Origin of the sequence: Streptomyces sp. NPDC047515, from assembly GCF_040643055.1 — a bacterium.
Taxonomy (GTDB): Bacteria; Actinomycetota; Actinomycetes; order Streptomycetales; family Streptomycetaceae; genus Streptomyces.
In genome coordinates, this window is record NZ_JBEYTM010000002.1 from 1 (window position 1) to 20,531 (window position 20,531).

Annotated in this window: 15 protein-coding genes; 10 read left to right on the plus strand and 5 right to left on the minus strand. The window is 70.8% G+C overall.

Features of this window, described 5'->3' with window-relative positions; genetic code table 11:
* The 10 genes from ABZ826_RS01455 to ABZ826_RS01500 all read left to right on the plus strand — a co-directional run.
* The coding region (locus ABZ826_RS01455) for an ADP-ribosyltransferase (protein ID WP_361440451.1) at positions 1 to 2,505 on the plus strand (2,505 nt) is incomplete at its 5' end.
* Complete coding sequence (locus ABZ826_RS01460; RefSeq protein ID WP_361440454.1) at positions 2,502 to 2,903, plus strand: hypothetical protein; 402 nt, start codon at positions 2,502 to 2,504, stop codon at positions 2,901 to 2,903. The genes ABZ826_RS01455 and ABZ826_RS01460, both read left to right, overlap by 4 nt.
* Positions 2,904 to 2,905: 2 nt before the next feature.
* A complete protein-coding gene (locus tag ABZ826_RS01465) occupies positions 2,906 to 3,700 on the plus strand; it encodes a DUF6508 domain-containing protein (protein WP_361440457.1) in 795 nt (264 codons plus the stop codon).
* A 255-nt stretch (positions 3,701 to 3,955) separates the two neighbouring features.
* Positions 3,956 to 4,267, plus strand: coding sequence for a hypothetical protein (locus tag ABZ826_RS01470; protein WP_361440460.1), 312 nt, complete (start codon positions 3,956 to 3,958; stop codon positions 4,265 to 4,267).
* A 102-nt stretch (positions 4,268 to 4,369) separates the two neighbouring features.
* On the plus strand, positions 4,370 to 5,743 hold the full coding sequence (eccD, locus tag ABZ826_RS01475; RefSeq protein WP_361440463.1) for a type VII secretion integral membrane protein EccD: 1,374 nt from the start codon (positions 4,370 to 4,372) through the stop codon (positions 5,741 to 5,743).
* Between the two features lie 53 nt (positions 5,744 to 5,796).
* Complete coding sequence (locus tag ABZ826_RS01480; protein ID WP_361440466.1) at positions 5,797 to 7,146, plus strand: MinD/ParA family protein; 1,350 nt, start codon at positions 5,797 to 5,799, stop codon at positions 7,144 to 7,146.
* 100 nt (positions 7,147 to 7,246) lie between these two features.
* The gene (gene eccCa, locus ABZ826_RS01485; RefSeq protein WP_361440469.1) at positions 7,247 to 11,218 is read left to right on the plus strand and encodes a type VII secretion protein EccCa; all 3,972 of its coding nucleotides are present in this window, start codon (positions 7,247 to 7,249) and stop codon (positions 11,216 to 11,218) included.
* A gap of 86 nt (positions 11,219 to 11,304) precedes the next feature.
* Positions 11,305 to 12,723, plus strand: a complete 1,419-nt coding sequence (locus ABZ826_RS01490; RefSeq protein WP_361440472.1) for a DUF6177 family protein — start codon at positions 11,305 to 11,307, stop codon at positions 12,721 to 12,723.
* A gap of 528 nt (positions 12,724 to 13,251) precedes the next feature.
* On the plus strand, positions 13,252 to 14,229 hold the full coding sequence (locus ABZ826_RS01495) for a terpene synthase family protein (protein ID WP_361441116.1): 978 nt from the start codon (positions 13,252 to 13,254) through the stop codon (positions 14,227 to 14,229).
* 221 nt (positions 14,230 to 14,450) lie between these two features.
* Positions 14,451 to 15,089, plus strand: coding sequence for a GNAT family N-acetyltransferase (locus ABZ826_RS01500; protein ID WP_361440475.1), 639 nt, complete (start codon positions 14,451 to 14,453; stop codon positions 15,087 to 15,089).
* Between the two features lie 55 nt (positions 15,090 to 15,144).
* Here the strand turns inward: ABZ826_RS01500 and ABZ826_RS01505 are convergent, their stop codons facing one another.
* The 5 genes from ABZ826_RS01505 to ABZ826_RS01525 form a co-directional block, all read right to left on the minus strand.
* On the minus strand, positions 15,145 to 16,338 hold the full coding sequence (locus tag ABZ826_RS01505; RefSeq protein WP_361440478.1) for a hypothetical protein: 1,194 nt from the start codon (positions 16,336 to 16,338) through the stop codon (positions 15,145 to 15,147).
* On the minus strand, positions 16,338 to 17,156 hold the full coding sequence (locus tag ABZ826_RS01510; protein ID WP_361440481.1) for a polysaccharide deacetylase family protein: 819 nt from the start codon (positions 17,154 to 17,156) through the stop codon (positions 16,338 to 16,340). Before ABZ826_RS01510 ends, ABZ826_RS01505 begins: the two co-directional genes overlap by 1 nt.
* Before the next feature lie 354 nt (positions 17,157 to 17,510).
* Entirely contained in the window at positions 17,511 to 18,026 is a 516-nt protein-coding gene (locus ABZ826_RS01515; RefSeq protein ID WP_361441118.1) for an ATP-binding protein, read from the minus strand.
* 251 nt (positions 18,027 to 18,277) lie between these two features.
* Positions 18,278 to 19,045: an enoyl-CoA hydratase-related protein gene (locus tag ABZ826_RS01520; protein ID WP_361440484.1), complete on the minus strand. Its 768-nt coding sequence runs from the start codon at positions 19,043 to 19,045 to the stop codon at positions 18,278 to 18,280.
* Between the two features lie 88 nt (positions 19,046 to 19,133).
* Positions 19,134 to 20,372 carry an Ig-like domain-containing protein gene (locus ABZ826_RS01525; protein ID WP_361440487.1) on the minus strand — a complete coding sequence of 413 codons (1,239 nt, stop codon included), beginning with the start codon at positions 20,370 to 20,372 and terminating at the stop codon, positions 19,134 to 19,136.
* Positions 20,373 to 20,531 lie beyond the last annotated feature (159 nt).

Consider the following 20,531-nt stretch of genomic DNA (forward strand, 5'->3'; position numbering starts at 1 on the left):
GGGCACATCCGGGACACCGGATCGTCCGTCCACACCCATTTCCAGGGCCTGTCCGCCTATTACAAGGCCCCCGAGGCCGAGCAGCTGTTCGCGTCCACGAAGCCCGTCAAGGACCGTGCCGACGGGTTCGCGGACGATCTGGAGAAGGTCGCCTCCTCGTTGTCGGACTACGCGACGGAGATCCGCCCGCTGGTCACGAAGCTGGAGCAGCTGAAGGCGGACGCGACGAAGTTCGTGAACGCGAACAAGGACGACGACGACTGGGAATACGACGAGGACAAGGTCGATGAGCACAACCAGCTCCGCGACGACATCACCGCGACCGTCGCCGCGTTCTGGGCCGCCGAGCGCACCTGCCACAACAAGATCACCGCCCTGATCCCCGGCGGCGTCCAGATGGTCGCGGGCGACGGATCCGAACGCAAGGACCAGTACGGGTTCAACGCGGACGACCTGAAGAACGCCAAGCTCCCCTGGGGCGACCCGGTCGAGGAGAAGCACCATGTCTGGGAAGTCGGGCACTGGGTCAAGTCGTTCGTCTGGGACGGGCTGATCGTCGACGGAGTATGGGGCACCATCAAGGGCCTGGGCACCCTCGTCGGTTTCGGTGGCTGGGACGCCATGGGCCAGGCGTGGAAAGGACTGGCCCAGCTCGCCACCGGCCTCGTGATCACCGCGATCCCCGGCGCGGGCACCCTGTTCTGGGCACTGCCCGACGACAAACTCCCCTCCTGGCTGCGTGACTCACGCACCGCGATGAAGGAGACCGGCAAAGCCCTGGTCGCCTGGGACGAGTGGGGCAAGAACCCCGGCCGAGCCGCCGGAGCCGTCACCTTCAACGTCCTGACCACCGTCTTCACCGGCGGCGCCGGCGGCGCCGCCGCAGGTGCGGGGAAAGCGGGTGCGGTCGCGAAGGTGCTGTCCGTCGCGGGGAAGGCGGGCAAGGTCATCGACCCGATGACCTACATCGCCAAGGGCGCCGGCGCCGGCCTCTCCAAGATCGGCGACATCACCAAGAGCCTCAAAGGCATCAGCAACATCGAGATCCCCAAACTCCCTGACGGTTCGGTGCAGTTGCCCGACGGTCGTCTCCTGGAGCCCAACGGCAATCTGGTCGCCCCGAACGGCGTGGTCGACACGACCCCGATCCCGCACGACACGGTCCCCCATACATCGGGCCTGCCGTCGTCCTGGCAGATACAGCAGCCGGTGCCGACGGGCGTCCACGCGGGAAGCGGCTTCCCCGACATGGCGCCGCACACCCCCGGCGGCGGCTTCGACCATGTGCCGTACGGTCCGGGCAGCCATGTGCCGGGCGGAGTACCCAACCACGTACCGAACGGATCGTTCGGCCCCGCCCCGGCACACTTCGACCCGGCGAGCCACGTACCGGACGGCACCCCCGGCCACATGCCGGGCGGCGTCGGCAGTCACGTTCCCACCAACCACTTCCCCGCAGGCGCCGGGCACGACATCCCCGGTCACACGGCTCCGGGGCACGATCTGCCGCCCACCGGCCCGCACGGGCCGGGTCACGACCTGCCCCACGGCAACCCGCACACCCCGGACGCCCCGCACACCCCGGGCCACGACGGACCGGGCATGCACGGGCACGACGGTTCGCACGGTGGCGGCCACGACACCTCGCACGGCGGGCACGCGGACGACGTGGCCGCGCACGCCGACGACGCGGCCCACGCCGGCGACCACGGCAGCCACGTCGACCCGCACGGCGCCGCCGACGACCTCACACACGGCGCCGACGACGCGACGACGGCCGGCCACCACGGTGGGGACGGGGTGGGGAACGGCGGTCCGGGTGACGGTTTCAAGTACACCCCGCACATCTCCGCCGACGACTTCGACGACCTCACGACGGCCGAGAAGCACCGCGTCGCCGCGGCCGAACTCACCGAGGGCACGGTCCCGTTCGCCAACGACACGGCGGCGATCAAGTACGGCCAGGACTACTGGAACGACTACGTGGACAATCTGGACCCGTCCGCGAAGCAGGCTCTCTGGGACTACACCGGTGAGACGTTCCCGTCGTACCACGACATGAACGGTCATCTGCGCGGCACTCCGGGATTCGGTCCGAAGCCGGAGGTGCTGCACGACATTGCCGAGATGGACAGGGTCATGTCGACGCGTCCCGTGCCCGACGACATCATGGTCGTCCGGGGTACGGGACTGGGCCACCTCGAGCTGGACTCCCCGCTCGACATGCTGGGCAAGACGTACCCGGACAAGGGCTACACCTCCACGTCCCTCGGCAACCACCCGGTGTCCGGCTTCGCCGGCAAGGAGGCGATCCTGCACCTCCGCGTGCCGAAGGGGACGCCCGCCCTGTGGCTGGAGAAGGTCTCCAAGTTCGACGTGTCGGAGCGGGAGCTGCTCCTGGCCCGCGGTTCCGAGTTCAAGGTGACCCGCGTCTTTATGGAGAATGGCCAGGTCCAGGTCTACGGGGAAGTCCTGCCGCCGAATAAGGGAGTGGTACACGAATGAGCAGCGAGCAGCGGCCCAATCCGCGACTGAACGAGGATCTGTTGTTCAACGAGGCGCCCGGCGGGCCGCCGCGCTACAGCTCCCAGTCCCACAAACCGGTCCAGTACCTGACCGTGGCGGACAGGGACGGCGAGGCGATCGGCTACGTATGGGCGAACGACGAGGACGACGCCGCCGGGTGGCTGGTCCGCAAGGCGGGCGGCGACGAGGCGTTCAACAAGGGTGCGAGGTGGGCCCGGAAGCTCCACGACGCGAAGGCCCGGGGTATCACCCCGACGGCTGCCCTGGCAGAGATGATCAAGGAATCGGACCCTTCGAAGAGCAGCCATGTCGTGCCCGGCTCCCTGACCGAGGCGCCGAACGTCGATGTGGTCAGGAGTCTCGCCGCCGCGAGCTGACCATGACGTACGAACCCGAGGCACCGCGCTACCGCGCCGAGACCGACAAGCCGGTTCATCACCTCACCGTCGCCGACGCCTGCGGCGAGCCGATGGGCTACCTGTGGGCCAACGACGAGGACGACGCCGCCGGTTGGTGCCTGCGGCCCGCCGGTGACCGGACCGGGTTCAGCGAGGGGCTCGAATGGTCCGCAAAGCTCAACACGGCCAAGGCGCGCGGGCTCCTTCCCACGGCCGCGCTCGCCGAGCTGGCCCGTGGCTCGGACCCGAGGCGCGTCAGTCATGTCGTCCCGGGCTCCCTGACGACGGCCCCGTCCCTGGCCTCGCTCACGGAGCTGGCCCGTGTCGTAACCGAGGCCGACAACCGGCGTCTGCTGGCTCAGCTCGACTGCGAGAACGCCGACGCATGGCGCGAGTTGAGGGAGGCGCTCGCCGGGCTCACGGACGAGGACCACGTCGTGCGGTGGTCCGAGGGCGGGCAGCAGCCCGACGGCACCTGGCGGATGAGCCACCCGCTCCACAGCGAGCGGCTCCGACGCCTGGTGCGCGCACTGTCCGCCGTCGGCGCGGTGACGCCCGCGTACCTGTGGCAGGACAACCCGCCGCCGGCCGTGCCCGCCGACGGACGGCTGAGTCCGGCCGACGCGGTGCGCGCGGCCACGGCCGTGGTACGCGGGGAACGGTTCTCCGACGGGACGATCGCCCAGGCGGCGCAGAGCGGTCTTCTCGACGCCGTGGCCGAGTCGTTGTGCGCTTGGTACGAGGCCGTGGCCGACGGTCCGCGGGACGATCCCTGACGCATACGGAATGCGCGTTCGCCGTGCTCGCTCGTGCCGCAACCCGGGCTGTACTGCCTGCTCGCCCATGCCTTATGTTGCAGGAGTGAAATAGGGGTTTCCCGTACGGTGCCCGCCGACTGATGCGGAATATGCCGCTCCCCCGGAATGCACGGAAGAGACCCGGCCCCGGCCGCCGTTCCTCGCGCCGAGGGCCGTTGACGTAGCGACCACGACCGACACCACGTACGACTGAGGCAACGGACGACGAGACGAATGGCACGGGATTACGACAGCCAGCTTCTGGAGTCGGTGGCGGTACGCCGACGCAGGATGCGGGACGCGCTGCTGTTCGGCGCGCAGCGGGCTCGGCGTACGGCGGACGAGCGGCTCGGGAAGGTGTTCGCAGGGATCGCCATCGCGGCCGTGCTGTGCGCGGGATGTGTCGGGTGGTCCTTCGTCCAGAACATGCTGGAGAAGCAGAAGGCCGAGCAGCAGAAGCAGCAGCGCCAGGAGCAGCAGTACCAGCAGCCCGCGAAATCACCACAACCGGAGAAAAACGGGGAATCGACGAAGAATCCCCAATAGCTCAATAACTCCGGCCCATTCAGAAAGAGTTCCTCACAAAGGGGCCGGAGAAGGCGCTAGTAGCATGGGCACGCCAAGCTGCCCGACTCCTCCAACGTCGCGATGATAGGTTCCCGTAAAGTGGTGAGCACAGCAACGACTTCCCGAGCGCAGCTCAGCCGGGTGACCCTGGTCGGCGAACGACGCCGGGCCGATATCGTCCTGCCGTCCGATACGCCGATCGGGCAGCTGCTGCCGGACATTCTTCAGTTGCTGGACGACCGGGCCGCAGCGCGTCCGATGACACGGCAGTTGATCACGTCGGACGGCTCCGCGCTGCCGCACGACAGCACGCTGTCCTCGGCCGGGATCGCGGACGGCGCCGTGCTGCGCCTCGTCCGGGCCCACTCCGCGCCGCCCGCTCCCGTTGTGCACGACGTCACCGATCTGGTGGCCGACGACCTCGATCTGCAGGCCTGGCGCTGGCGTCCCGCCGCGCGCCGGACCAGTGCGGGTGTGGCGTCGGTGGCCTTCGCGGTGGTCGCCGCGCTGCTCGCCCGCCGCGAGTTCGCGCTCGACGCGCTGACCGGCGCCCTCGTGGCCGCCACGGTCGTCCTGCTGGCGGCCGGTGCGTTCTTCGCGAGGATCGGGCAGGGCAACCGGGGCCTGTCGACCGCGCTCCTGCTCGCCTCCGGCAGCCTCGGCATCGTCACCGCGTGGACCGCCGCCGACGCCTACGACTGGTCGGGAACGGCACGGCTCGCGGCCGTCGCGGGCGCGCTCGTCCTGATGCTGGTCCTGCTCGGCTACTTCTCGCCGCTCGGCCGCGGCGGACTCATCGGCGCCGCCGCGACCACCGCGATCGTCGTGGTGTGGGAGGCCGTTGCCGCCGTCCAGGACGATCCGGCCCGGCTCGGCGCCGTCATGGCCGTCTTCTCCGTGGTGCTGCTCGGGCTGCTTCCCCGGCTCGCGCTGGCGGCGTCCGGGCTCACCGCCCTCGACGACCGCCGCTCCGGCGGCGTTTCCGTCAGCCGCCACCAGGTGGGCAACGCGCTCGCGGCCACCCACCGCGGCCTGGCCCTCGCGACGATGGTCACCGCGGTCTCCGCGGCGGCGGGCGGCTGGCTGCTCACCCTGGCGGACAAACCGTCCGTGTGGACCGTGGCGCTCCCCTCGCTCGTGGCCCTCGTGCTGCTCTCCCGGGCACGGGCCTTCCCGTTGGTCGCCGAGGTCGTGGCGCTCTTCGCCGCCGCCGCGATCCTGGTCGTGCGCCTCGTCATGCTGTGGACGCGGCACGCCGGGGGTGCCGGGCCGCTCGCCCTGCTGTGCGTGGCCGCGGTGCTGCCGCTGCTCGTCCTGGCGGTGCAGCCGCCCGAGCATGTGCAGGTCCGGCTGCGCCGCATGGCCGATCTGGTCGAATCCATCGGCGTGGTGGGGCTCTTCCCGCTCGCCGTCGGTGTGTTCGGCGTGTACGGACAGCTGCTCAACAAGTTCTGACTCGACGCGCAGGTGCTCCGGGCGGGGCAGCAGGGCGAAAAAGAAGGGCAGACATGCCGAACGAAGACAACTGGCAGGGCGATGTGCTGCGCGCCATGCGGGGCGGTGCCGCCCAGGAGAGCGCGCAGGGCCCCGGCGGGCAGGGGTACGGTGCCCCCGCGCAGGGGCCGGGCGGTCAGCCGTATCCCGCGCCGGCCCCCGGCCTCCCCGCGCAGGGCGCCGCCACGTACGGGACGCCCCCGCAGCAGGTCGGCCACCAGCAACAGCAGCAGCCGGCCGCCCCGTACTCCGGACAGCAGGAACAGCAGCACGCGCAGCAGGCAGCCCCGTATCCCGGCCACCCCGAACAGCACCGGCCGCAGCCGCCTCAGCGCCCCGGCCCCGCCGGACAGCAGCAGGCGGCGCCCCACCCCGTCGGTCAGCAGCAGCCACAACCGGCCCAGGCCCAGGCCGCGTACACCCCCGGCACCCGCCCCCACCGCACGCCCGACTCCCGGCCCGTGGTGGACAAGGGCCTCGCCGCCGTCGGCCGCAAGGCGCGCCGTGGCGAGCCCTTCACCGCTCGGGCGGCACGCGCCCTGCGCGTGAGCGTGTCCTCGTCGGCCGCCCGCGAGGTCGCCCGGACCACCGCCACCGCCGAGATGCTCCAGCAGCCCGTGACGACCGGCCGGCAGATCGCCGTCACCTCGATCCGGGGCGGCGCGGGCAAGTCGACCGTCGCCGCGCTGCTCGGCACCACGTACGCGCACTACCGGCAGGACCCGGTCCTCTTCGTCGAGGCCGACCCGGCGCTCGGTTCGCTGCCGCTGCGGCTCGGCGCCGAGACGCTGCGCTGGACCACCGGCGACCTGGCGGACATCATCGAGCCGCAGATGTCGCTGATGGACATCACCGGCTATCTCGTGCAGCTCCCCGGCAACGCCTGGCTGCTGCCCGGCAGTCAGGGCCAGATCGGCGCGATGCTGGACAGCAGGGCGTACGAGCGGGTCATGGTCTCGCTGCGCCGCTATTTCGGCGTCACCGTCGTCGACTGCGAGACGCTGCCCGCCGAGGTCGCCCGGGTCGCGCTGTCCGCCGCGCAGGCCCGCGTGCTGGCCGCCCCCGCCACGCTGGAGGGCATCACCAGTACGTACGCGGTGCTGCAGTGGATGCAGTCGCTGCCTCGGCAGGTGATCGCCGGCACGGTCGTCGTGCTCAGCGAACTCGTGCCACATCCCGGACTCGACCTCGCCGAGGCCGCCGAGAAGCTCAAGGCGACCGGAGCGGGCGTCCAGGTCCTGCCGTACGACCGGCATCTGGCGGCCGGCGGCGCGATCCGTACCGAACTCCTGGCGCACGCGACCAGGGAGGCCGCCACCCGTCTCGCCGCGGACGTGTTCCGGCTCTCCCAGCAGCACCACTGACCACGACCGGGGGCACCACCGACGACGGTCGGCGGCACCGCTGATCCCCGGTCGCCCACTGATCCCCGATGCCGAGCCCGACCCCGAGTGACGGACGACGATGAGTACCCGACTGATCCACCGCCCGGCCAGGACCACCCGGCCGCCGGCCGCCTCCGAGGCACGCACCATCGAGGCCCCGCCGAACCTGCCCGAGGGCAAGTCGGGCAACATCGCGATGTCGCTGTTGCCCGTCGCCGGTGTGATGTCGTCCGTCGTGATGATGACGGTCGTGCGCAACAGTCAGTTCGCCGGGCTCGGCGCGATCATCCTCGTCGTCACCGTCATCGGGTCCGTCGCGCTCGTCTTCTCCCAGCGCGGCAAGGCCCAGCGCACCCGCCGCACCCAGCGCGAGGCCTACCTCGCCTATCTGGAGGACCTGCGCGAGGAACTCTCCGTCGAGGAACGCGAACGGGCGGAACGGGCCGATGTCCTCAACCCCCCGCCGCACGCGCTGTACGACATAGTCCGCGACCCGGCCCGGGTGTGGGAGCGCCGCCGTCTCGACGGCGACTTCCTGCGGGTGCGCGTCGGCACGGGTGAGATGCCGGTACGCGATCTGAAGGTCGCCCAGCAGGGCTCGTCGGTCCTCTCCCCGCCCGACACGTTCATGCTCAACGAGGCGTCGGCGCTGATGGACCGCTTCCGTACCGGCACCGAACTCCCGCTCACCGTCCCGCTCGACCGGGTCGGCAACATCAGCGTCATCGGTCCGCGCGAGGACTGCCTGCGCGTCGCGCGCGCCCTGCTCGTCCAGACCGCCGCGACCCACGCCCCCGACGACGTGGCGATGGCCCTCGCCGTGCCCGGCGACCGGCTGGCCGACTGGGAGTGGGCCAAGTGGATGCCGCACCTGCTCGACCCGGAGCAGTTCGACGGTCCCGTCGCCGCGCGCCGGATCGCCCCCTCGGCGCCCCAGCTCGCCCGTCAGATCGGCCCGGAGCTGCGCCGCCGCGCCTCGTACGCGGCCGAGGTGCGGCGCGGCCTGTCCGGCAAGGACGCGCTGTCCATGACGTCCCGGCTGCTCGTCGTCACCGACGGGCACGGCGAGGACGCCGTCGATCTGCCGCGCCCGGACGACGCGGTCGGGCTGCGCGAGATGAGCGTCAGCGTGCTGCATCTGCTCGAACACCGGGTGCAGGAGCCGGGACACGTCAGCGTCCGGATCACCGTCGACGGCGACGGGGTGGTGATCGAGGATCTGCGGGAGCAGGAACCGATCAGTGCCCACGGCACCGTGGACGAGGTCGGCATCCCGTTCGCCGAGGGGCTGGCCCGGATGCTGGCGCCGATGCGGCTGTCCGCCGAGTCCCTCGTCGACGCCCCGCTGTCGGGGCCCGTCGACTTCGCGGACCTGCTCGGCATCGACGACGTGGCGCAGCTCGATCTGTCACGTCTGTGGGCGCCGCGCGGCGAACGGGCCTTCCTGCGCGTGCCGATCGGCATCAGCGACTCCCACCAGCCGGTGCTCCTCGACCTGAAGGAGTCCTCCGAGCTGGGCATGGGCCCGCACGGGCTGTGCGTCGGCGCCACGGGTTCCGGCAAGTCGGAGCTGCTGCGCACCCTCGTCCTGGCCCTGGTGGCCACGCATCCGCCGGAGGATCTCGCCCTGGTCCTCGTCGACTACAAGGGCGGTGCGACCTTCGCGCCGTTCGCCGACCTGCCGCACGTGGCCGGTGTCATCACCAATCTGGAGAACCAGGCGGGCCTCGTCGAGCGTGTGCACGCCTCGCTCGCCGGTGAGGTGAAGCGCCGCCAGCAGGTCCTGAAGGACGCGGGCAATGTCGCCGACATCGGCGACTACGCGGCGCTGCGCGCGGACCGGCGGCCCGATCTGGACCCGCTGCCGCATCTGTTCGTCGTCATCGACGAGTTCGGTGAACTCCTGACCGCCAAGCCCGACTTCATCGATCTGTTCCTGTCGATCGGGCGCATCGGCCGCTCCATCGGGGTGCATCTGCTGCTGTCCAGCCAGCGCATCGAGGGCGGCAAGCTCAAGGGCCTGGACACCTATCTCTCGTACCGGCTCGGTCTGCGCACCTTCTCGGCCGACGAGTCCCGTACGGTCCTGGACACCACGGACGCCTTCCATCTGCCGCCGCTGCCCGGGTTCGGCTATCTGAAGGTCGACACCAGCCATTACGAGCGCTTCAAGGCGAGCTACGTCTCGGGCGCGTACCGGGGTCCGGTGGAACGTACGGAGGAGGCCGACTCCGGTCCGCTCGCCCTGGAGTACGAGGCCTACAACACCCTGGCCGAGCCGCAGAGCGCGAGCGAGGAGCCCAAGGCGCGGCGCCGGGAGACCGGGCCGACCGAGATGGGCGTCATCGTCGATCAGCTGCGCGAGGCGGCCGGTCCGGTGCGCCGTATCTGGCTGCCTCCGCTGCCCGACGCCATCGCCCTGGACAAGGTCGCGGGTCCGCTGGAGGTGGGCCCGCGCGGAATGCAGCTCGCCAAGCGGCGGGGCCCGCTCCAGGTGCCGCTCGGGCTGCTGGACGACCCGACCAAGCAGTGGCAGGGCCAGTGGTACCTGGACCTGACGGTGGCGGGTGGTCACGCCGCGATCATCGGCGGCCCACAGTCCGGCAAGACCACGCTCCTGCGCACGCTCGCCCTCTCGATCTCGCTGACCCACACCCCTCAGGAGGTCGGCGTCTACGGCCTCGATCTGGTCGGTGGCGGTCTCCAGGCCGTGTCGGGCCTGCCGCACGTGGGCGGGGTGGCCGGCCGGGCGGACCGGGAGCGCGCGGCCCGTACCGTCGAGGAGGTGCGGGGCATGCTCGCGATCCGTGAGGAGCTGTTCCGCGAGCACAGCATCGACTCCGTGGAGCAGTTGCGTTCCCTGCACGCCGCGGGCCGGCTGCCGCAGCTGGCGTCGGCCGAGATCGTGCTCGTCATCGACGGGTTCGGCGCGCTGCGCGACGACTTCGACGAGCTGGACGACGCCGTCGTCGACATCCTCAAGCGCGGTGGCGGCTACGGCATCCATGTCGTCGCGGGCATGCTCCGCTGGAACGACGTGCGCATCGCCACCCAGTCGAACTTCGGCACCCGGGTCGAGCTGCGGCTCAACGACCCCAGCGAGTCCAGCATCGACCGCAAGCTCGCCCAGACCCTGTCGCCGGACGAGCCGGGCCGCATCCTCACCGACGGCAAGCTCTTCGCGCAGGTCGCGCTGGCGCGCACGGACGGGCTGGCCGACACCTCGGACCTCGGTGCCGTCCTGGAGCACACGGCCCGCACGGTCCGCGCCACCTGGAGCGGCGAGGTCGCCCAGCCGGTCCGGATCCTGCCGCACGTGCTGGAGCCGCATCTGCTGCCGGGCCCGGTCGCCGAGCCCCGGCGGGTGCCGCTCGGGCTGGACCAGACGGCGCTGGCGCCCGCCCTGCTCGACCTGTTCCACCACGACCAGCATCTGCTGATCATGGGCGACAGCGAGTGCGGCAAGACGAACCTGCTGAAGACCATCGCCGGTGGGCTCATCGAGCGCTACGGCGAGGAGGAGCTGGTCTTCGCCGTCATGGATCCGCGACGCGGCCTGCGCGGCGCGATTCCGGAGGAGTTCCGGGGCGGTTACGCGTACAACCCCAAGATGTGCGCCGGGCTCGCCGCCGGTATCGCCACCGAGCTGGAGAAGCGGCTGCCCGACGACCGGGCGGACACCGAGGACCTGGAGCCCGGCAGTTGGGGCAGCGGTCCGCGGATCGTGATCCTCGTCGACGACTACGACGTGCTGACCACCGCGGGCCAGGCGCCGCTCGACCCGTTCCTGCCGTACATCCCGTCCGCGGTCGACATCGGGCTCCACTTCGTCCTGACGCGCCGGGTCGCGGGCGCGTCGCGCGGCATGTACGACCCGCTGGTGCTGGGGCTGCGCGAGTCGGGCGCCTCGGCGCTCCTGATGGCGGGCGACCGCAGCGAGGGTCAGCTGTTCCCCGGTGTGTACGCCGCGCAGCAGCCGCCGGGCCGCGGTGTGTTCATCCAGCGGGGCCGGCCCAACCGCCTGATCCAGACCGTGTACACCGCCGAGTGACGCACCGGGGAGCCGTCCCGTACCCGCGGGGCGCGCCCCGCACGCAGCACATCCGCACCCCGGACGAAGAAGGAACGGCCGACCACATGACCAAGGACGTCATCGCCCTCACCCCGCGCATGCCCGACCCGTTGACCGTGCTCGCCGGTCTGCTCTCGGGCGGCCCCGACAAGCTGGTGGGGACGGCGGGCGAGGATGCCGTCGTGCAGCTCTGCGACGAGCAGGGCCGTCCGCTCGTCTCCGTCGAGGCACCGCTGCTGGTCCAGGTCGCGGGCGAGGCCGAGCGGCTGCTCGGGGCCACCGCTCCCCCGGTTCCTTTCTGGTGGACGGAGGCCCGTGCCACCACCGGTGTCGAGGAGGCCGAGCTGCTCGCGGGCACCTTCGCGGCCCGGCTCGCCACGCTGGCCGGGGGTTCCGCCTGGCCGCCGGAGGCCGCGCGTTCCCTCGCCGTGGTGAAGACCGACGGTGTGAGTGTGGCGCCCACGCCCGCCGCCGCGCAGCCCGCCGTGGACGCCCTCACCGACAAGGTGGCCGTCGTCATCCAGGACCGTCCGGTGATCGCCATGACGGCCTGGCTCTCGGACGCGTTCCGGGCCGCCGCCAACGCCGAACTGGGCCTCCAGATCGTCACCTCGCCGGGGGCCACCCTCTCCCCCGCCGTACGCAACAGCCTGACCGGCTGGCCGTCGCGCTGGGTGGTGCAGGACGAGAAGGACGGCTACTACGACGGGCTGTCCGGTGCCGTACTGCGTTGGCAGAACGGGCTGTTCTCGCCGATCGAGGCGGCCGACCCGGTGCCCGGGGACCCGCGCACCCCGGTGGCCGCCGCCTATCAGGAGGTCGCGACCACCGGCGAGCGTCAGCTGGCCGTCTCGTTCCGCACGGTCCACCCCGCGGACGACCGGCTGGTGCTCGGCGGGGCCCTGGAGTCGGTGTGGCGCGAGCTGACCGGTGAGGCGCCGGCCGGCTGGGGCACCGCGGAGCCCGCCAACCTGCCCTGGTCGCTGCGCCGACTGACCGATGTCGCCCACGAGCGGGCGCCCGAGCCGACCTGGCTCGTGGTGGTCGGCGGCCCGGACCGGCGGGGCCTGGCGACGGTCCGCATCAGCCGTACGAAGGCCGGTGTGGAGGAGGACGTCACGCTGGCGTTCGGCTACGGCCCCGACGAGGAGCCACCGCTGGACGCCCTGCCCCGGGCCGCGGAGGTCCTCGCCACCCGTCACCACCTGCAGTCGATGCTCATCCAGCTCCGCAAGGCCCGCCGCGACCTGGCCGTGCCGCCCCGCTTCGAGGGGCCCGGTGTCCCGCTGGCCTTCGTGCTCGGCGCGGAGGAGGTCCGCGAGATGCCCGGCGACCGCGCCCGGCGCACACCGCTGTCCGAGCCGCCGGTCCAGCTCGGCCCGAGCACCCGTCCGTCGCTGTACTACCCGCTGCCGGGCGACCCGTCGGACCTGTCGGGGTGGCAGGACTTCGAGCGGCTGATGCGCCATCTGAAGGGCGCCTGAACTCCTCTCAGCCTGATGTGCGGCGGGCCCCCGGGGCCAGGGGGCTCATCGGCCTCGCCCGGGACGTCGCGAGGGCCGCACCGGGATGGCGCAGAATCGATGATTTCCGCAGCCGTCCGCACGGTCGGTGCGTCGATCGCGCGACGTGATCGCCGACTGCTCAGAGTTGTTCACGCCTCCCTGGCGACCACGCAATTCCGGTCACCCATGGCTTCCCTCCCTCGCCCACTCGGGGTTGACTGGGAGTCACGCATGGTGATGCTGTCGTCCTGCGCCAAGGGCGTTCGCCACCGCGGGCCCGCGAGCCCGGCCCCGATGCCCCGACCCCGGCGGAGGACAGTGAGCAGGGATGACCGCCTCGACTCCTGCGGTGAGCCTCCGGCCGGGATCGCTCGGGAACGGGCGGCCCGTCTCCCCGTGCGTCATGGCTTCGACGCGTGAATTCGATCAGATCGACGCTCGTATCGTTCATCCGCATCGTTTCGACGAGGGGCATCAATGAGCCAGATCGCGCTGCCAGAGTTTCATATGCCGTTCCCGAGCGCCGGGTGCAACCCCGGCATCGAGGAGACCAGGAAGGCCGCATGGGAATGGGCCGAAACCAATGGCCTCACACTCTCTCCGGTGGCCCGCAAGAAGATGATCCGGACAAGACCCGAACTCTGGATATCGCTCATATTCCCCACCGCTTCGCAGCAGCATCTCGATCTCTTCTGCCAGTGGCTCTTCTGGGCCTTCCTCGTCGATGACGAGTTCGACGACGGACCCGCCGGACGGGATCCACGCATGTGCGAGGCGGCGATCGACCGGCTGGTGACCGTGCTGGACGGCGCCCCGCCGCGCGGCGCCATGGAGCACGCGCTCGCGGGACTGCGGGCCCGGACGTACCCGGACCGTCCGACGCGCTGGATCCGGCAGTTCCGGCGGGACACGGTCGCCTGGCTGTGGACCTACTACGCCGAGGCCGTGGAACGGGCCGCCGGGCAGGTGCCGACCAGGTCCGAATTCGTGAAGCACCGGCGGGATTCGGTGGCCATGCAGCCCTTCCTGGACCTGCATGAGATCACCGCCGGAATCGACCTTCCGGAATCCGCCCGCAGCCTTCCGGCGTATATCGCCCTGCGCAACGCCGTGACCGATCATTCGGGGCTCTGCAACGATATCTGCTCCTTCGAGAAGGAGGCACTGCTCGGGTACGAGCACAATGCGGTACGCCTCATTCAGCGCGACCACGGATCAACTCTCCAGGAGGCGGTCGACGAGGCCGGGGCACAGCTCGCGGAGATAGCGGAACGGGTCCGGCGTGCCGAGAAGGAACTGATCGAGGAAATAGAGGCGGCCGGGATCCACGGCCCGACCCGGGCCGCGCTGGAGCGGTGCGTGCAGGACTACCGCGGGCTGGTCAGGGGCGACTTCGACTACCACGCCCGCGCGGAGCGCTACACCCGCCCCGACCTGATGGAGGTCGACCGGCGGGAGTCGCTGTCACGGTTCTTCGCTTCCTGACGGGCAGCGGCGGCGCTCGCGGCTGGACCGGCCCGACGCGACCGGTTCCGCCGTGATCTTCATGATGCAACACCCGTGCCTGGTCGGAGTCCGACCAGTGTCTGACTGACGGTGGTCAGATTGACGGGCCCGGTGGATGGCGGTCGCGGCGGCCGGTCGTCGATCATGGGTGGGGGTCCGCCGCCCGGCGGGCCGCGACATGGCCGGGGAGTGGGACGCCGATGGACGACACGCTGGTACGGATCCTGACCGCCGCGGGCCACGGACGGTTTCCGCCCGCGGACGGGGCCACGACGGTGGTGGGGCAGCCCAACACACGGGACGCGGGCGTGCTGGCGTTCACCGCGCACTCGGTGGTGTTCACCGACGAGGATCCGGGGTGGGTGCGGGCCGTCCTGGCCGCCACCCCCGGCGACCCGCTCGCCGCGACGATGAATCCGTACTTCCTGAGCGCGCTGCTGGCCCGGAGCGGCCGGCACATGAACACCATCGATCTGCTCACGGTCGCGGACGCGCTGCCGGGCGAGCCGGAGATCGCGCTGCGCGAGATCGAGGACCCGGAGCATCCGCGGGTGGCACGGGCGATGAAGTACCGCGACGAGGTGCGGGTCTGGTCCGCCGACGGCGGTGTGGTGATCCTCGGCCGGGGCGTCGCGGGGCGCTGGGAGACAGCGATCGAGGTGGCCGAGGAGGCACGCGGCCGCCGCCTGGGCGAGCGGCTGGCGCGGGCGGCCCGGCATCTGGTGCCGGACTCGGTGGTGTGGGCCCAGCAGTCGCCGGGGAACGCCCGCAGTGTGCGGACGTTCCAGACGGCGGGCTACCGGCCGGTGGGCTCGGAGGCCCTGTGGGTCGCGGGGTGAGCGGTCCAGGCCGGGCGGCTCCGGGCGGGCGCACGTCCCCGGGTGGCGTGCGGATTCAGCGGAAGACGCCGGTGTGGCCCAGCGAGTACCGGCCCGGCTGCGGGTAGACGGCGAGTCCGTGCGGGCCGCTGCCCACCGGGATCCGGGCGAGCTGTTTGCCGGTGGCGGTGTCGATCGCGTACACCTCGGAGTTGTAACGGCCGCTCAGCCAGAGGACCTTGCCGTCCGCGGAGACTCCGCCCATGTCCGGGCTGCCGCCGTGCGGCAGGCGCCACTTCTTCACCAGCTTGCGCTGGGCGAAGTCGAAGACGGAGATGGTGCCCTCGCCCCGGTTGGAGATGTACATCTCCTTGGAGTCGCGGCTGACGTAGAGGCCGTGGGCGCCCTTGCCGGTGGGCAGCAGCTTCGGGGTGGTGAACTTCTTGCCGTCCAGGACCCACACCCCGTCCGCGATCATGTCCGCGATGTAGAACGTGCCGCCGTCGGGTGACAGCTTCACGTCCTGCGGCATCGCGCCGCCGAACGGCAGTTTCTGCTGGGCGACGACCTCCATCTTCGCCGTGTCGACCTTGAGGAGTTCACCGGAGAACTCGCAGGAGACGATGAAGTACCGGCCGTCCGTCGAGAAGTCGGCGTGGTTGACTCCCCCGCATTTGACCGGGACGGCCTTGACGGTCTTCATGGTATGGGCGTCGCGGAAGACCAGTTGACGATCCATCGAGGCCATCACCACGGCGTACTTGCCGTCGGGGGTGAAGTAGAGGTTGTACGGGTCGGAGACGGGTACCGTGCGGCCCTTCTTCCCGGTGGCGGGATCGACGGCCGTGAGGCTGTCACCGATGTCGTTGTTGACCCAGAGGGTCTTCAGGTCCCAGGACGGGACGACGTGCTGCGGCTGGCGGCCGACCTTGATGGTCTTGATGACCTTGTATGTCGCGGGGTCGATCACCGACACCGTGTCGGAGTTGGTGTTGGGGACGTACACCCGGGACGGGAAGCCCTTGACGGCCGGGGAGAACTTCCCCGGCCGGTCGGCCGCGTAGATGTCCTTGGCGTCGAGCACCGGCGGCATGCCGGGCAGCCCCGGCGGTGCGGGCGGGGTGAGGCCCTCCGCCCTGCCGGGAGGTACGGCGGCCCCGCTGCCGACGGCCTCGACGTTCCCCTTCTCGGCGGGGGAGCCACAACCGGTGAGTACCGCGAGGAGGACGCCCCCGAGCAGGGCCGCGGTGTGCTTGGTGGAGGAAGGCATCAGGTCAGCAGCTCCGTGGTCGTCACCGCGCGCAGTCGGCGGCGGTCGATTTCGGTGAGGAGGAGAGGCAGGGCGGCGACCGTGTCCGCGTAGCCGAAGTGCAGGCTCACCACCGATCCGTTGCGGATCTCCCCGGCCACCTTTCGGGTGACGGCCGCGGCGCCGGGAGAGGTGAAGTCGAGGGAGTCCACGTCGTACGAGAGGACGTGCGGGTAGCCCGCCGCGGCGGCGAGCCGCTGGACGAGCGGGGTGGCGTACCTGGCGCGCGAGGGCCGGAACCAGGTGCCGATGGAGCCGGTGAGCCGGCGCAGTCGCTGGGCGCAGCCGGTGATCTCCTCGTACGCCTCGGTCTCGCCCATCGAGGAGATGTCGACATGGTGCTGGGTGTGGTTGCCGAGGTCGTGCCCGCCGTCGAGGATGCGGCGGGCCATCTCGGGGTGTTCGTCGAGCCAGCTGCCGACGGCGAGGACGGTGATCCGGGCGTGGGCCCGCTCGACCTCGGCGAGCACGGTCCGGGCGATGGCGGGGTCGCCCTGGCCGTGGAAGGTGAGGGCGACGCGGGCGCGGTCGCGGGGGCCGTGCTCGATCTGGGCCGGCTGTCCGGGGAGGCGGCGCGGGGCGGGCGCGGGGTGCGGGGCGGGGTGCCCGGTGGACGCGGTGGCGGAGCTCTGCGGGCTCTCGGTGGTCGAGGCGGTCCCGGCCGACACGGTGGCATCGCCATGGTCCGCGCATCCGGCAGTGAGGACACCGGCAAGGGCGGCCCCCGCTCCGGCGCGCAGGGCGCTGCGGCGGTGCACCGGTCTGTCGGAGGCGTTCATGTGCAGAACAGTAGGCACGAAACGGTCAGAAGATATTATTGAAGACTTATAGGTAACGCGAATGAATCATTCGCTGAATCCCATAAATATTCATGCTTTTCCAGGCAAGTGACCCATCGCACCTAAGATTCACCCGAGAAACGCCCCCCGATGTCCATTAATGCACGGTTTGCACCTTTGGCGATGAGGTCCCCCATCTGCCATAGTCGGTCACACGACCGCACCGACCCGAGCCCGGTCGTCACAAGCGGCCGTGAACACACCCCCCATTTCACGGCCCCCACACAGCAGCCCCCGAAGCGCCCCACCACGGCGGACCGGGGGCTTCTGTGCATACGGTCCGGGCCCGCGGGGTCAGCGGTCGGAGATCCGCATCTCGAACCACGTGGTCTTGCCGCGCGGCAGCAGATCCACGCCCCATCGGTCGGAGAGCTTGTCGACGAGGAACAGCCCGCGCCCACTGACGTCCATCACCTGGACGGGCATCAGACAGGGCAGCCCGCGCGAGGGGTCGCGCACCTCGATCCTGATCCAGCCACGACGGCGCAGCATCCGTAACCCGAAGACCCGGGCGCCGGTGTGCCGCACGGCGTTGCCGACGAGCTCCGAGACGAGCAGCACGGCGTATTCGGCGGTCTGCGGAGAGAGCGCCCACTGGCGCAGCACCACGCACGAGGTGAGCCGCCGGGCGGTGGCCGCGGACTGGGGACGGGACGGCAGCCGGACCTCGCCCTCCGCCGGATTCCCGAACAACTCCAGCGCCTTGAACGCCTGTTCGTCCTCGACGGTCGGCATCCACCGCGCCGCTGTCGCGCCGCTGCGCGGTCGCGGCTGCTCCATACCCTCCAGGCCCGCCATGCGCACCATCATGGCCGCACGGCGGGCGCTCCGGGGCCGTTCCGAGGGAATCCGCACCCCGGAATACATCATTCCGCAGAGGTCGATAGGCATATGCCAGTGGCAGAATGCGGCCTCTCACACCCATGCTGACCTGCATGGATATCGCGTCCGGACGAGTTCGCCAGCCGCCTCGGACAGCCGGACCTTAAGGTTGCCTTAAGGTCCGGCTAATCCGCCCGCACGGATGAATCCGCGTCAACCCGTGCCCAACTGTCGTTCGGTCAGAGGAATTTGGCCTTGCCCGGCCCCTCTTCCACAAAGCTGCGCATTCCGCGCTCCCGGTCCTCGGTGGCGAACAGACCCGCGAACCAATTCCGCTCGATCGTGAGCCCGGTGTCGATGTCCGTCTCCAGGCCCGCGTCGACGGATTCCTTGGCGGCGCGCAGCGCGAGGGCCGGTCCCTTCGCCAGCGCGGCGGCCCAGGCGTGCGCCCGCTCGTACACCTCGGCGGCGGGCACCACGCGGTCCACCAGACCGATCGACAGGGCCTCCTCGGCCTTCACATGGCGGCCAGTGAAGATCAGGTCCTTGGCCCGGGAGGGGCCGATCAGCCGGGCGAGGCGCTGGGTGCCGCCCGCGCCGGGGATCAGCCCGAGCAGGATCTCGGGCTGGCCCAGCCGGGCGTTGTCGGCGGCGATCCGGTAGTCGGCGCAGAGCGCCAGCTCGCAGCCGCCGCCCAGCGCGTAGCCGGTGACTGCGGCAACGACCGGCTTGGGGATCCGGGCCACCGCGGTGAAGGAGTCCTGCAGCGCCTTGGACCGTACGACCATCGCCGTGTGGTCCATCGCCTGCATCTCCTTGATGTCCGCGCCCGCCGCGAACACCTTCTCGCCGCCGTAGAGGACCACGGCGCGGACGTCGTCGCGCCCGGTGGCCTCCTCGGCGAGTTCACGCAGCCGGTCCTGGGTGGCGACGTCCAGGGCGTTCATGGGCGGGCGGTCCAGCAGGATCGTGCCGACGCCGTCGCGTACTTCGAGGGTTACGGTCATGGGAGGCAGGTTAACCGGGGCTCACGCGAGCGGGCCCGGTGCTGTCGGTCACAGCACCGGGCCCGCTCGTGTTTCCGTACGACGGGAGCTACTTGGTCCACTCCGACCAGGACATGTTCCAGCCGTTGAGGCCGTTGTCCGGCTGGATCGTCCGGTCCTTCGAGTTCTTCACGACCACGACGTCGCCGATGAGCGAGTTGTCGAAGAACCAGGCCGCCGAGGTCTGCTTGCTCCACGCGCCGCGCACGTCCTGGAGGCCGACACAGCCGTGGCTGGTGTTGGCCGAGCCGAAGACACCGGCGCCGCCCCAGTAGTTGCCGTGGATGAAGGTCCCCGAGGTGGACAGGCGCATGGCGTGCGGCACGTCCTTGATGTCGTACTCGCCACCGAAGCCCACCGTGTCACCGTTCATCCGGGTGACCTTCAGCTTCTCGCTGATGACCATCTGACCGTTGTACGTGGTGGTCGCCGGGGCGCCCGCCGAGATCGGGATGTCCTTGATCTGCTTGCCGTCGCGGACGACTTTCATCCGGTGCGTGCTCGCGTCGACGGTGCTGACCTGGCTGCGGCCGATGGTGAAGGAGATCGTCTTGGCCTGCTTGCCGTAGACACCGGGGCGTCCCTCGACGCCGTCGAGGTTGAGCTTCACGGTCACCTTGGTACCGGCGGCCCAGTACGCGTCGGGGCGGAAGTCGAGCCGGTCGTTGCCGAACCAGTGGCCCTCGATCGGCACGGACGGCTCGGCCGTCACCTTGATGGCCTGCTCGACCGCGGCCGGGTCGGTGATGCCCCGGGTGAAGTGGATCGACACGGGCATGCCCACACCGACCGTGGAGCCGTCCTCCGGGGTGTACTGCCCGATGAAGGTGTTCTGCGGGACCAGCGTCGTGAAGCTGGTGTCCTTCGCCGACTCACGGCCCTTCGCGTCCTTGGCGATCGCGTGGACGCTGTACTTGGTCGCGGCGGCCAGATGCTGGTCCGGCGTCCAGCTCGCACCGTCCGCCGCGATCTTCCCCTCGACCTCGGCCCCCTTGGGGTCGGCGACCTTGACCGTGGTCAGCTTCCCCTGCGCGGCCGAGATCTTCAGTGCCCCGCTGGTGGCGACGGAGTCCGCGCCGTCCTTCGGCGCGACGGTCACCACGGCCTGCGAGGCCGAGGTGTCCTCGGCCTTTCCGCCCTTGCCCGCGTCACCGGCGTCTCCCCCGCCGCAGGCCGTCACCAGGAACAACAGCGCCCCCAGTGCCAGAGCCAGCGTTCCGGTGGCTCCTCGCCCGCGCCGCCCGCTGTTCACCCCGGCCGATGTCCCCGATATCGGCTGCCCGTTCAATGTGCTCGTCTCCCCTCACACGGCCCGGCCCCGCCAAGGCCCTGGGAACCCGCAGGTCCCCACCCCCGCGCGCTGCACATGCGCGCTCAGCGAAAGATAATCACACCGACCCGGAGGAGTTGACCCCGCGGATGTCACCGTTCAGTCCCAAGTTGTCCG